We start from the raw sequence: 14044 nt of genomic DNA on the forward strand, positions 1-14044 counted from the left end.
CGTAAAGCTTCGTGACGAAAGCGATATAAAAAAACCTATCGCCCTCCTCGAATTTCTCAAAAACGCTCTTCACTCGCAGCACCTTCAACACCGCGGAAGCCGCGGCACAGCAAATACTGCTCCCTCGACCTGTCGCGGGAAGAGTCAGGCTTACGCGTTTGCACCTTGTCGAACAACTTGCGGATGTTCTTGTGGTACTCGTCAAAACCTTCGCCCTGGAAGACCTTCACCAGAAAATCACCACCAGGCCGCAGAACCCGACCCGCCAAATCCAGCGCGAGCTCACAAAGGAACATCGCGCGCGGCATATCAACGGCCGGTAATCCACTCATATTGGGGGCCATGTCGGAAATCACAAGGTCTACCTGCGAATTTCCCACAGCCTCAAGGATCTGTGCGAGCACGGCGTCCTGGGTGAAGTCCCCATGAACAAAGGTCACATCCGGGATACTGTCCATTTCCAGGATATCGGAAGCGATCAAGCGACCCTGCCCACCAATCAGACGACTGGTCACCTGGGACCACCCGCCAGGGGCTGCACCCAGATCAATAACGCTCATGCCGGGACGTATCAACTTATCCTTGTCCTGGATCTCCAACAGCTTGTAGCTGGCCCGGGAACGGTAGCCGTCCTTTTGCGCCTTTTTGACGTAAGGATCGTTGAAATGTTCTTGTAGCCACTTAAGACTGGTTTTGGAACGGGCCACGGGCCACCTCGAAAATAAAACGGGTCGTGATTAACTGGGCGGTCCCGGACTCGCTCGGGTAAACTGGCCGCCGCTTTTTACAAGATCAGACGCAGGGGTCAGATTATGCCGCTCACTCAAGAGCAGAAGAAACAGTACAAATCCATTGGCCACCATCTGAAACCAGTTTTGATTGTGGCAGATAACGGTTTGACTGAGGGTGTGTTAGCCGAATTCGAACGCGCACTGAACGATCACGAACTGATCAAGATCAAGGTCAACATCCTTGATCGCGAAGCGCGCCTGGCCGCCATTGCAGAACTGTGCAAGGTGGGCAAAGCGGACCTGGTCCAGGTCATCGGCAAGATGGCGCTGCTGTATCGCAAGAACTTCAGCGCCAACAAGCAACTGTCGAACGTTCATCGCTTCAAGTAAACAACAAGGGTCACGGGCGTGCTTCGCGCGCCCCGCCACTCCATCCTGGTGCAGGCTGTATAACCAGCACCAGGCCGGAGAACCCTAGCACGAGATAGCTGAACAGCTGCCAGCGCAACGCTTCCGGCAGCCAGACATGCACAATGCAATACATTGCACACGCATACAGCGCCATCAACAGCAGTTGCCCGCGAATATCCCGCCACAAACTCCCCAAGCCTTCGGCCTTGACCAGCACCAACGCCTGGAGCGTCACGCACGCCGCCGCGAAACCCACCAGCAACGCACTGAGCAATCCATCGATTTCATCGATCAGCAACGGTGCCAGGCCAATCAGGCCCAGCGCCGGTAACACACCGATGTGCAACAACCACAGGCCGCCTACCCAAAGCATCTGGGAGAGCTGCCAAAGCATGGCGCCCGCATAGAGCGGGCGCCGTCTTTCAGATGTGACGAACTTCAACAATCTCGTACTCGATCACGCCGCTTGGCGTTTTCACAGCCACCACATCACCCTCTTCCTTGGCAATCAAGGCGCGGGCGAGCGGAGAACCAACGGAGATCTTGCCGAGTTTGAAGTCAGCTTCGTCTTCACCCACGATGTGGTAGACAACGCGCTCATCCGTCTCGACATTGGCGATTTCCACGGTGGTGCCGAAAATCACCTTGCCGGTATGTGGAATGGTCGTCACGTCGATGATTACCGCATTCTGCATACGGCCTTCGATGTCACGGATCCGTGCCTCGACCATACCTTGCTGCTCGCGAGCAGCGTGGTATTCGGCATTTTCCTTCAAGTCACCCAGCTCGCGAGCGGTGCCGATATCCTGGCTCAGCTTCGGGCGGACGACTTTGGTCAGATGGGCGTGTTCCTCTTCCAGGGCCTTGGCGCCCTGGACGGTCATTGGGTATTTGGTCATGCCTTCAATCCTGCGTGTAGATCTTGCAAGCGACGCACGGTCTTTTCCGGACCGAACTTGAGCGCTTCACAGATGGCTTCGCCAGCAGCAATGGTGGTGGTGCAGTAGATCTTGTGCTGCAAAGCGTTACGACGAATGGAATAGGAGTCCGCGATCGACTGGCGACCTTCGGTGGTGTTGATGATCAGGGTGACTTCGTCATTCTTGATCATGTCGACCACGTGCGGACGGCCTTCCGTCACCTTGTTCACGCGACGCACTTTCAGGCCGGCAGCTTCGATCAGCTTGGCGGTCCCGGCGGTGGCCACGACTTCGAAGCCCAAGTTGATCAAATCACGGGCCACGCCCGCAACCAGCGGCTTATCGTCATCGCGCACGCTGATGAACGCAGTACCGCCGGTCGGCAGCACTTCGCTGGCACCCATTTGGGCTTTAGCAAACGCCTCGCCGAAGGTATCGCCCACGCCCATCACTTCACCGGTGGACTTCATCTCTGGGCCCAGGATCGGGTCCACACCAGGGAATTTGGCGAATGGGAACACCGCCTCTTTCACGCTGTAGAAGTTCGGAATGATTTCCTTGGTGAAGCCGATTTCCTTCAGGGTCTTACCGGCCATCACGCGGGCAGCGATCATAGCCAGGGACACACCGATGCACTTGGAAACAAACGGTACGGTACGCGAAGCGCGCGGGTTGACTTCGATGACGTAGATGTCTTCGCCTTGCAGCGCCAACTGTACGTTCATCAGGCCGACCACGCCCAGTTCCAGGGCCATTTTCTTGACCTGTTCGCGCATCTCGTCCTGGATGTGCGCAGGCAGCGAGTACGGAGGCAGCGAGCAAGCGGAGTCACCGGAGTGAACGCCAGCCTGTTCGATGTGCTGCATGATCGCGCCGATCACTACGTCAGTGCCGTCGCAGACTGCGTCCACGTCCATTTCGATGGCGCAGTTGAGGAAGTGGTCGAGCAGCACCGGGCTGTCATTGGACACTTTCACCGCATCACGCAGGTAGCGCTTGAGCTCTTCTTCTTCGTAGACAATTTCCATCGCACGACCGCCCAACACGTAGGACGGACGCACCACCAGCGGGTAGCCGATCTTGCTGGCTGCGCGAATGGCTTCGTCTTCGCTGCGCACGGTGGCGTTTGGCGGCTGACGCAGGTTCAGGCGCTCAACCATTTGCTGGAAGCGCTCGCGGTCTTCGGCACGGTCGATGGCGTCCGGGCTGGTGCCGATGATTGGCACGCCGGCTTCTTCCAGGGCACGCGCCAGTTTCAGCGGGGTCTGGCCGCCGTACTGGACGATTACACCCTTAGGCTTCTCAACCCGGCAGATTTCCAGCACGTCTTCCAAGGTCACTGGTTCGAAGTACAAGCGATCGGAAGTGTCGTAGTCGGTGGAAACAGTTTCCGGGTTGCAGTTGACCATGATGGTCTCGTAACCGTCTTCGCGCAGGGCCAGTGCCGCGTGTACGCAGCAGTAGTCGAACTCGATGCCCTGACCGATACGGTTTGGACCGCCGCCCAGGATCATGATCTTGTCGCGGCCCGAAGGCGCGGCTTCGCACTCTTCCTCGTAAGTCGAGTACATGTAGGCGGTGTCGGTGGCGAACTCGGCTGCGCAGGTATCAACGCGCTTATAGACCGGGAAGATCTCCAACTTGTGACGGTGACGACGCAGCGCTTTCTCGGTTACGCCCAGCAGCTTGGCCAGACGCATGTCGGAGAAGCCTTTGCGCTTGAGCTTGAACATCAAGTCGCGGTCGATGCTGGCCAGACCCAGGGTCTTGACCTTCTCTTCCTCTTTGATCAGATCTTCGATCTGCACCAGGAACCACGGGTCGATCATGTTCATGCCGAAGATGTCTTCGACCGACAGACCGGCGCGGAAGGCGTCAGCCACATACCAGATGCGCTCGGCGCCCGGCACGGTCAGTTCGCGCTTGAGGATGCTCATGCTTTCTGGATTGCTCAGGTCGAGCTTCTCGTCCAGGCCGCAAACGCCCACTTCCAGGCCGCGCAGAGCTTTCTGCAGGGATTCCTGGAAAGTCCGGCCGATGGCCATGACTTCACCCACCGACTTCATTTGAGTGGTCAGGCGCGCGTCGGCTTTCGGGAACTTCTCGAAGGCGAAGCGTGGCAGCTTGGTCACGACGTAGTCGATCGACGGCTCGAAGGAAGCCGGGGTAGCGCCACCGGTGATTTCGTTCTGCAGCTCGTCCAGGGTGTAGCCGATCGCCAGCTTGGCGGCGATACGCGCGATCGGGAAACCGGTGGCTTTCGAGGCCAGCGCCGAGGAACGGGATACCCGCGGGTTCATCTCGATGACGACCATGCGACCCGTGTCCGGGCAGATGCCGAACTGGACGTTGGAGCCACCGGTTTCCACGCCGATCTCGCGCAATACCGCCAAGGAGGCGTTACGCATGATCTGGTATTCCTTGTCCGTCAGGGTCTGTGCCGGCGCAACAGTGATCGAGTCACCGGTGTGCACGCCCATCGGGTCAAAGTTTTCAATGGAGCAGACGATGATGCAGTTGTCCTTCTTATCGCGGACAACCTCCATCTCGTACTCTTTCCAACCGATCAGGGATTCGTCGATCAGCAGCTCTTTGGTCGGCGACAGGTCCAGGCCACGGGCGCAGATTTCTTCGAATTCTTCGCGGTTGTAAGCGATACCGCCACCAGTGCCGCCCATGGTGAAGGACGGACGGATGATGCACGGAAAGCCCAGCTTCTCGAGCACTGCGTTAGCTTCTTCCATGCTGTGGGCGATGCCCGAGCGCGGGCAGTCCAAGCCGATGGATTTCATTGCCTTGTCAAAGCGCGAACGGTCTTCTGCTTTGTCGATGGTGTCGGCATTCGCGCCGATCATCTCTACGCCGAACTTTTCCAGGACGCCTTCGCGCTCCAGGTCCAGTGCGCAGTTCAGAGCAGTCTGGCCGCCCATGGTCGGCAGCAGCGCGTCCGGACGCTCCTTCTCGATGATCTTGGCAACGGTCTGCCACTTGATCGGCTCGATGTAGGTGGCGTCGGCCATGTCCGGGTCGGTCATGATGGTGGCCGGGTTGGAGTTCACCAGGATGACGCGGTAGCCCTCCTCGCGCAGGGCTTTACAGGCCTGGGCGCCGGAGTAGTCGAATTCGCAGGCCTGGCCGATCACGATCGGGCCAGCGCCGAGAATCAGGATGCTTTTTATGTCTGTACGTTTTGGCATGGGTTTGTCACTCAAATCCGCAGGTCAGTCGGCAAGCCGTCTTGAACAATCTTTAGAGAGGCTGCGGGGGCCGCCGGAGTTAGGGGCCGCCCGCAGACCGCTCAGTCAGCGTCGCTTGGCCATCTCATTGATGAAACGGTCGAACAGCGGCGCTACGTCGTTCGGGCCCGGGCTGGCTTCAGGGTGGCCCTGGAAGCTGAACGCGCTCTTGTCGGTGCGCTCGATGCCTTGCAGGGAACCGTCGAACAGCGACTTGTGAATGGCGCGGACATTAGCCGGCAAGGTCGCTTCATCCACCGCAAAGCCGTGGTTCTGGCTGGTGATCATCACGACCCCAGTGTCCAGGTCTTGAACGGGGTGGTTGGCACCGTGGTGGCCGTGGCCCATTTTCAGGGTCTTGGCGCCGGAGGCCAGTGCCAGCAGCTGGTGGCCGAGGCAGATGCCGAACACCGGAATTTCGGTCTCCAGCACTTCCTTGATGGCCTGGATGGCGTAGTCGCATGGCTCAGGGTCACCCGGGCCGTTGGACAAGAACACGCCGTCTGGCTGCAGAGCCAATACGTCGCTGGCCGGAGTTTGCGCCGGCACCACTGTCACGCGGCAACCACGCTCGACCAACATGCGCAGGATGTTGTACTTGACGCCGTAATCATAGGCGACAACGTGATATGGCAGCTCAGCGGCATCGATAGTCGCGTGACTGTCGGTCTTCAAGTCCCAGACAGTAGAGCGCCACTCGTACTTCTCTTTAACGCTGACGACTTTCGCCAGGTCCATGCCTTTCAGGCCAGGGAAACCTTGCGCTGCGGCAATCGCCGCCTCTTCGGAGATATTGTCACCGACCATGATGCAGCCGTTCTGCGAGCCTTTTTCACGCAGGATGCGTGTCAGGCGGCGCGTATCGATACCAGCGATCGCCACAACGTTGTTGGCTTTCAGGTAGTCGGACAGCGACATCGTGTTACGCCAGTTGCTCGCAACCAGTGGCAGGTCACGAATCACCAGACCGGCCGACCAGACACGATCAGACTCGACATCTTCCGGTGTAGTACCGGTGTTGCCGACGTGCGGATAGGTCAGGGTAACGATCTGTTGGGCGTAGGAAGGATCGGTAAGGATTTCCTGATAGCCGGTCATGGCAGTGTTAAACACCACCTCTCCAACGGTCTGACCGTCGGCTCCAATGGCTTCGCCGCGAAAAATGCTGCCATCAGCAAGGGCGAGTATGGCTGGCTTAGTCAAGAAGACCTCCCGTAAATAAAGCCTGAAAGGGCGATCGCAGGTGTAAAAAAGCGGAGTGACGTATGGACACGTCACCCCGCTCATTCACTGAATTATTCTGCGCGCTTTTAGTGAACACACTAAAGCTGTAGCTTACAGAAAAAGGCTTTTTTGGTCCACCGCTAATGAGCCTTAAAGGCAGGGGAATGCGACAGCACGTCGCCTAGCGGGTAAAAACGGGGCCCAAGCATAAGCTTGAGGCCCTATTTTAGCGACTATTAGTGCAGATCCAGCACATCGCGCATGTCGTAGAGACCTGGCTCGCGCCCTTCCAACCACAGCGCAGCACGTACCGCGCCCTTGGCAAAGGTCATCCGACTGGATGCCTTGTGCGTGATTTCCAGGCGCTCGCCTTCAGTGGCGAACAACACAGTGTGATCACCGACCACGTCGCCCCCGCGCACAGTCGCAAAGCCGATGGTGTCACGCGCACGCGCACCGGTGTGGCCTTCACGCCCGTACACCGCCACTTTCGACAAGTCTCGGCCCAGCGCATCGGCGATCGCTTCACCCATGCGCAATGCAGTACCCGAAGGCGCGTCGATCTTGTGGCGGTGATGGGTCTCGATGATCTCGATATCCGCTTCATCACCCAGCACGCGCGCCGCCAGGTCCAGCAACTTGAGCGACAGATTCACACCGACACTGAAGTTCGCCGCGAAGACGACCGGAATATCCTTCCCCGCCTCCACCAGTAACTGCTTCTGCTCAGCCGTCAAACCGGTGGTGCCAATCACCATGGCCTTGCCCGCCTTGCGGCAGAACGCCAGGTTTTTCAGCATCACGTCCGGCAGCGTAAAGTCGATCAGTACGTCGAACTCATCAGCCACCTGCTCCAAATGGCCGGACAGCGAAACACCGATACGCCCCAGAGAAGCCAACTCACCGGCATCCGCACCGATCAACGTGCTGCCCGGGCGCACAATCGCCGCGGTCAGCCCGGAGGCCGGCGAGCGCTGTTGCACCGCTTCAACCAGCGTCTTGCCCATGCGCCCGGCAGCGCCCATTACGGCTATACGTCGCATATTCAATTCCTTACAGGTCGCCGAAGAAGCGCTTCACGCCATCGAAAAAGCCCGTGGTTTTCGGCGAGTGTGAGTCATCGCCTTCCAGCGAGCTGCGGAACTCTTCAAGCAATTCGCGCTGACGACGCCCCAGATTGACCGGCGTTTCAACCGCCACACGACACATCAGGTCGCCCGCTCCACCACCGCGCACCGGCGCAACGCCTTTGCCACGAATACGGAACTGCTTGCCGGTCTGCGTGCCCTCAGGAATCTTGAGCTTGACCCGACCGTCCAGCGTCGGGATTTCCAGCTCGCCACCCAAGGCTGCGTCGACAAAGCTGATCGGCACTTCACAGAACAGGTGCTTGCCGTCGCGCTGGAAAATCGAGTGCTCGCGCACGTTGATTACCACGTACAGGTCGCCCGTAGGTCCGCCTTGAGCACCCGCCTCGCCTTCGCCCGACAGGCGAATGCGGTCACCGGTATCCACGCCAGCCGGCACCTTTACCGACAGTGTCTTGTACTCTTCGACACGCCCTTCGCCGTGGCAGGAATCGCACGGATCAGAAATGATCTTGCCCTGGCCATGGCAGCGCGGGCAGGTCTGCTGCACCGAAAAGAAGCCCTGCTGCATACGAACCTGGCCGATACCACCACACGTCGGGCAGGTGATCGGCGAGGAGCCCTTCTTGGCACCCGAACCATCGCACGGCTTGCAGTTGACCAGCGTCGGCACGCGAATATTGACGCTGGTGCCGCGCACGGCTTCTTCCAGGTTCAATTCCAGCGTGTAGCGCAAATCGCTGCCACGCTGGGCGCCGCCACGCTGACCACCCCGACCACCGCCGAAGAAGTCGCTGAATACATCGCCGAAAATGTCGGAGAAGTTCTGACCGCCAAAACCAGCACCGCCGCCACCCATGCTCGGGTCGACACCGGCATGGCCATACTGATCGTAGGCCGCACGCTTGTTGGGGTCAGACAGGCATTCGTAGGCCTCATTGGCCTCTTTGAACATCTCTTCGGATTCTTTGCTATCCGGATTACGGTCCGGGTGATGCTTCATCGCCAGGCGACGGTAGGCCTTCTTCAGGTCCGCCTCGCTGGAGCCGCGCTCCACACCCAACACTTCGTAATAGTCACGCTTTGCCATAAGTCTTTGCACTCTTAAGGACGTTCGGCCAGACCCTCCTGAGCCCCGCCAAACTCGTTGAGCCCCAATACAGGCCCGGACCCAACTCACGTCAATTCAACGATCCTGGTCATTACTACTTTTAGCCAGGGACCCGGCCAAAAATGCGGTAGTTATTGCTCGGAAAGCAGGAGCATTCCCGATCACACCGCCAGCATCCGAACGCTGTCGCATGCTGTAAAAATTCGCCTACCCCAGACACGCCAACGCGGGAGCAAGCTCCCGCGCGGCGACATCCTACCAGTCACCGCTTAAAAGCGGTCAACCGGGCGACCAAGTTACTTCTGGTCTTTAACTTCTTCAAACTCGGCATCGACAACATCGTCGTGCTTGGCTTCAGGCTCTGCCTGTTGCGCTGCACCGTCAGCTGGCTGACCTTGTTCGGCATACATTTTCTGAGCCACTGGCGCGGAGACTTTGGACAGCTCTTCGATCTTGGCTTCGATAGCAGCCTTGTCGTCGCCTTTAACGGCGGCTTCCAGGGCAACTACGGCAGCTTCGATTGCGGCCTTCTCTTCAGCCGTCACTTTATCGCCAGCATCAGCGACCATTTTGCGTGTCGAGTGAACCAGTGCATCACCTTGGTTGCGTGCACCAGCCAGTTCAGCAAACTTGGCATCCGCATCAGCGTTGGCTTCAGCATCACGAATCATCTGTTGAATTTCTTCATCAGACAGACCGGAGTTGGCCTTGATGGTGATCTTCTGCTCTTTGCCGGTCGCCTTGTCTTTCGCGCCAACGTGCAGGATACCGTTGGCATCGATGTCGAAGGTCACTTCGATCTGTGGCACGCCACGGGGTGCTGGTGGAATCTCAGCCAGGTCGAACTTGCCCAGGGACTTGTTCTGAGCCGCTTGCTTACGCTCACCTTGCAGCACGTGAATGGTCACAGCACCTTGATTGTCGTCGGCAGTCGAGAACACTTGGGATTTCTTGGTAGGAATCGTGGTGTTTTTCTCGATCAGCGCGGTCATCACGCCGCCCATGGTTTCGATACCCAGGGTCAGCGGGCTGACGTCCAGCAGCAGCACGTCTTTCACGTCACCGGCCAATACCGCGCCTTGGATAGCAGCACCCATGGCAACTGCTTCGTCCGGGTTCACGTCTTTACGTGCTTCTTTACCGAAGAACTCAGTAACTTTCTGCTGCACCAACGGCATACGGGTCTGGCCACCGACCAGGATCACGTCGTTGATGGAGCCAACGTCGATACCAGCATCTTTCAAGGCGATGCGGCAAGGTTCGATGGTGCGCTGAACCAGGTCTTCAACCAGTGCTTCCAACTTGGCGCGAGAGATCTTCACGTTCAAGTGCTTAGGACCGGTGGCATCTGCAGTGATGTACGGCAGGTTCACGTCAGTCGACATGCTCGAGGACAGCTCGATCTTGGCCTTCTCAGCAGCTTCTTTCAGGCGCTGCATGGCCAGCGGGTCACCCTTGAGGTTCATGCCGCTTTCTTTCTTGAATTCGTCAACGAGGTAGTCGATCAGACGAATATCGAAGTCTTCACCGCCCAGGAAAGTGTCACCATTGGTGGCCAACACTTCAAACTGGTGCTCGCCGTCAACTTCAGCGATCTCGATGACCGAAACGTCAAAAGTACCGCCACCCAGGTCATAAACGATCACGGTGTGATCGCCTTTGGCCTTGTCCATACCGTAAGCGAGAGCCGCTGCGGTAGGTTCGTTGATGATGCGTTTTACGTCCAGGCCCGCGATGCGGCCGGCGTCTTTGGTCGCCTGACGCTGGCTGTCGTTGAAGTAGGCCGGAACGGTGATCACCGCCTCAGTCACTGCTTCACCGAGGTAATCTTCGGCAGTCTTTTTCATCTTTTTCAAGACTTCAGCCGAGATCTGCGGTGCAGACATCTTGTTGCCATTTACTTCAACCCAGGCGTCACCGTTGTCAGCCTTGGCGATTTTGTAAGGCACCATCTTGATGTCTTTCTGTACGACTTCTTCGTCGAACTTACGACCGATCAGACGCTTCACCGCGTACAGCGTGTTGTGCGGGTTGGTCACAGCCTGGCGCTTGGCCGACTGACCAACCAGGATCTCGCCATCATTTGCATAAGCAATGATCGACGGCGTAGTACGCGCGCCTTCGGCGTTTTCGATAACTTTAGCTTTGCCGTTTTCCATGACGGAGACACAGGAGTTGGTGGTCCCCAGGTCGATACCGATAATTTTGCCCATGATTTACTCTCCCGAAACTTGAATTTGGTTGCCGCAGCAGTGGTGGCTAACTGCGGTAGCACTTAAACGCTTGACTTATAGATGGGGGCCTTACGGCGTATTTCAAGCCTGCTCATCAATAGAAGGCGAAACCGGTGCAGGCGCCTTGCTCACCACAACCATCGCCGGGCGCAGCAAGCGACCGTTGAGCTGATATCCCTTCTGGAACACTTTCAACACGCTATTAGGCTCCAGGTCATGGCTTTCCTGCATGGCCATGGCTTGGTGATGTTCAGCGTTGAACGGTTCACCGCCCATTGGATCGATGGCTTCCAACTGATAACGCTTCAGGGTGTCCTGGAACATTTTCAGGGTCAGCTCGATCCCTTCGCGCATCGGGCGGATGTTTTCGTCGTCCGGGTTGGACAACTCAAGGCCACGCTCCAGGCTGTCAATGATCGGCAGCAAATCACTGGCGAACTTCTCCAGTGCGAATTTGTGAGCCTTTTCTACATCCTGCTCGGCACGGCGGCGGACGTTCTGCAGATCGGCGGCAACACGCAAAGACTGGTCCTGCGCAGCAGCCAATTGCTCTTCGAGCACTTGCACGCGAGTTGCCAGCTCATCGCCGACAGCCGAATTGGCGTCTGGAGTTTGCGTATCCTGCGTCTGTTCGTCAGCCATAGTTTTCTCCTTTCAAAATCATGCGCGAACTCAACTCGCGCTTCTGTTCCGGTATATGGGGTCACAATTTCCAGGTTCAAGGGCGAAGGCGTTACCAAAAGTCTTTCGACTGACCTTCATCAATTCCTGCTCACTAATTCCTGGCAGCGCTTAAAAAGACGCTGACTCAAGCAAATCGAGCTAAGCGTCAGGATTGTCAGCGCCAAACAAAACACTGTATAAATAACCAGACCTAAAGCCTGGGAGCGGCCAACATGCTCGTGCACCTGTCCGTACATAACTACGCCATCGTTGAACACCTGGATCTCGAATTGGATCGCGGGATGAGCGTAATCACAGGCGAAACCGGCGCCGGCAAGTCGATCATGCTAGACGCCCTGGGCCTTACCCTGGGTGATCGCGCCGACAGCGGCGTGGTTCGCCCCGGTGCGGACAAGGCCGACATCCTTGCCACCTTCGACCTGGCAGACATACCCGAGGCGGAAGCCTGGCTGGCCGAGCGCGACCTTAATAATGAAGGTCCGTGCATCCTGCGCCGGGTCATCACGGCGGAAGGCCGTTCACGTGGCTATATCAACGGCACACCTTGCCCGTTGGGCGACTTGAAAGCCCTGGGCGAGTTGCTGATAGATATCCACAGCCAACACGAACACCAGTCCCTGCTGAAAACCGACACCCATCGCCGCCTGCTCGACGAATACGCTGGCGCGACAGACCTTGCCCGCCAGGTGCAACTTGCCGCTCAACGCTGGCGCCAGACTCGCCAAGAGCTGGAGCGGCTCTCCAATTCCGGCGATGAACAACGCGCTCGTCATCAGTTGCTCAGTTACCAACTCGAAGAGCTGGAAAGCCTGGGCCTGGGCGAGAACGAACTAGAGCAGCTTGAGCAAGAACATAAGAACCTCACCAACGCAGAAACCCTGCTGGGTATCTGCCGGCAGGTGGTGGAACAATGTAGCGAGAGCGATTCCGGCAATGTGCTCAATGCACTGACTGCCAGCCTCAATCGCTTGTCGAGCGTGAACAACGCGTCCGGGTCGCTGAGTGAGGCCACTACCCTGCTCACCAGTGCACAGATTCAAGTAGAAGAAGCGGTAGGCGAACTGAACCGTTTCCTGGATCATTTCGATGCCGACCCGGCACGCCTGCAGGAAATAGAAGAACGCCTGGACACCATTTATACCCTGGCGCGCAAACATCGAATCCAGCCCACCGAAGTAGCGACGATGCAGCAGAAGCTACTGGATGAAATCGAGACCCTGAACGCCAACGATGAATCTATCGAGCGCCTGGGTGACGAGCTCGCTTCTTTCGCCCGTCATTACCAAGAGAAAGCGCGCGAACTGAGCGACCTGCGCCAACAAGCAGCCACTGGCCTGGCCAGCGCAGTGGAGTTGGAAATCCAGCGCCTGGGTATGCCCGGCGGACGCTTCACTATTGAATTGCGCACCAACGCCAGCAACGAACTGCAGCCCCACGGCCTGGAACAGGTGGAACTACTGGTCAGCGCCAACCCTGGACAGCCGCTCAAAGCACTGGCAAAAGTGGCATCTGGTGGCGAGCTGTCGCGGATCAGCCTGGCGATTCAGGTAATTACCGCGCAAACCTCTCGGGTGCCAACCCTGGTATTCGATGAAGTCGATGTGGGCATTGGCGGGCCGACGGCGGAAATTGTTGGCCAGTTGTTGCGGCGCCTGGGGGATCGAGGCCAAGTGCTAACGGTCACTCACTTGCCGCAAGTCGCGGCCCAAGGGCACCAGCATTTGTTTGTGCATAAGGTACGCGGCAGTGATGCAACACACACAGCAGTGTCCAAGCTGAATAAGTCGGAGCGCGTGGAAGAAGTCGCGCGCATGCTCGGTGGTATCGATTTGACCAAGGAGTCTTTGGCGCACGCGAAGAAGATGGTCGTGGCGACTAAGGCCTAAGCAGACAATTTTCTCCATTATAGAAAGCACGAAGGCGACCCTGAGGTCGCCTTCGATCGTTTTGCAGCGTCAATCTGCAGCGCTTGTTACTTTTTCTTACGGATGTACAGGACCAGATTATGGTCAACCAAATCGAATCCATGCTCCTCAGCAATCTTATGCTGCAGGGCCTCGATCTCAGGGCTGGTGAACTCGATAACCTCATTGGTATCCAGGTCAACCATGTGGTCGTGATGACCACCGTCAGCCAATTCGAACACTGCATGACCGCCGTCGAAATTATGACGAACCACCAGCCCTGCGGCTTCAAACTGGGTCAGCACACGGTAAACCGTGGCCAGGCCAACGTCCTCGTTAGACTCCATCAGTGCCTTGTAGACATCCTCGGCACTCATGTGGCGCTGCTCAGCAGAATCGAGCATTTGTAGAATCTTGACTCGTGGCAGAGTCACTTTAAGACCGGCTTTGCGTAGTTCGCTATTTTCAACCATGGTTAGCTTTCTCGCGGATGCTGCTTCG

The 14044-nt window shown here is 57.6% G+C and carries 12 protein-coding genes; 2 read left to right on the forward strand and 10 right to left on the reverse strand.

Annotated elements, in window-relative coordinates; all coding sequences use genetic code 11:
- Positions 1-56: 56 nt before the first annotated feature.
- Positions 57-707, reverse strand: a complete 651-nt coding sequence (gene rlmE / locus JBO08_RS23720; protein WP_032862906.1) for a 23S rRNA (uridine(2552)-2'-O)-methyltransferase RlmE — start codon at positions 705-707, stop codon at positions 57-59.
- 105 nt (positions 708-812) lie between these two features.
- Here rlmE and JBO08_RS23725 point away from each other — a divergent pair, with 105 nt between their 5' ends.
- Positions 813-1121 (forward strand): YhbY family RNA-binding protein, encoded by a 309-nt coding sequence (locus JBO08_RS23725; protein ID WP_049711487.1) that lies wholly within the window; start codon positions 813-815, stop codon positions 1119-1121.
- 10 nt (positions 1122-1131) lie between these two features.
- On the opposite strand, the gene JBO08_RS23730 is transcribed toward JBO08_RS23725, so the two are convergent.
- The 8 genes from JBO08_RS23730 to grpE all read right to left on the reverse strand — a co-directional run bounded on the left by JBO08_RS23730 (position 1132) and on the right by grpE (position 11597).
- Positions 1132-1536, reverse strand: a complete 405-nt coding sequence (locus JBO08_RS23730) for an MFS transporter (protein ID WP_065875293.1) — start codon at positions 1534-1536, stop codon at positions 1132-1134.
- 28 nt (positions 1537-1564) lie between these two features.
- Positions 1565-2041 (reverse strand): transcription elongation factor GreA, encoded by a 477-nt coding sequence (greA, locus tag JBO08_RS23735; protein ID WP_049711485.1) that lies wholly within the window; start codon positions 2039-2041, stop codon positions 1565-1567.
- Positions 2038-5259, reverse strand: coding sequence for a carbamoyl-phosphate synthase large subunit (gene carB, locus JBO08_RS23740; RefSeq protein WP_045060049.1), 3222 nt, complete (start codon positions 5257-5259; stop codon positions 2038-2040). Before carB ends, greA begins: the two co-directional genes overlap by 4 nt.
- Positions 5260-5364: 105 nt before the next feature.
- Positions 5365-6501 (reverse strand): glutamine-hydrolyzing carbamoyl-phosphate synthase small subunit, encoded by a 1137-nt coding sequence (gene carA / locus JBO08_RS23745; protein WP_065881648.1) that lies wholly within the window; start codon positions 6499-6501, stop codon positions 5365-5367.
- A 257-nt stretch (positions 6502-6758) separates the two neighbouring features.
- On the reverse strand, positions 6759-7565 hold the full coding sequence (gene dapB / locus JBO08_RS23750; protein WP_065875295.1) for a 4-hydroxy-tetrahydrodipicolinate reductase: 807 nt from the start codon (positions 7563-7565) through the stop codon (positions 6759-6761).
- Between the two features lie 10 nt (positions 7566-7575).
- Positions 7576-8700: a molecular chaperone DnaJ gene (gene dnaJ, locus JBO08_RS23755; RefSeq protein WP_049711482.1), complete on the reverse strand. Its 1125-nt coding sequence runs from the start codon at positions 8698-8700 to the stop codon at positions 7576-7578.
- A 317-nt stretch (positions 8701-9017) separates the two neighbouring features.
- On the reverse strand, positions 9018-10934 hold the full coding sequence (dnaK, locus tag JBO08_RS23760; RefSeq protein ID WP_065881650.1) for a molecular chaperone DnaK: 1917 nt from the start codon (positions 10932-10934) through the stop codon (positions 9018-9020).
- A 102-nt stretch (positions 10935-11036) separates the two neighbouring features.
- Entirely contained in the window at positions 11037-11597 is a 561-nt protein-coding gene (gene grpE, locus JBO08_RS23765) for a nucleotide exchange factor GrpE (protein WP_049711480.1), read from the reverse strand.
- Positions 11598-11851: 254 nt separating this feature from the next.
- On the opposite strand from grpE, the gene recN reads away from it, so the two are divergent.
- Positions 11852-13525, forward strand: a complete 1674-nt coding sequence (recN, locus tag JBO08_RS23770) for a DNA repair protein RecN (RefSeq protein ID WP_065875297.1) — start codon at positions 11852-11854, stop codon at positions 13523-13525.
- Between the two features lie 86 nt (positions 13526-13611).
- Here recN and fur read toward each other — a convergent pair whose 3' ends face one another.
- Positions 13612-14016, reverse strand: a complete 405-nt coding sequence (fur, locus tag JBO08_RS23775) for a ferric iron uptake transcriptional regulator (RefSeq protein ID WP_003194220.1) — start codon at positions 14014-14016, stop codon at positions 13612-13614.
- Between the last annotated feature and the right edge of the window lie 28 nt (positions 14017-14044).

This window comes from Pseudomonas sp. LAP_36, assembly GCF_019456785.1.
Lineage (GTDB): Bacteria > Pseudomonadota > Gammaproteobacteria > Pseudomonadales > Pseudomonadaceae > Aquipseudomonas > Aquipseudomonas tritici.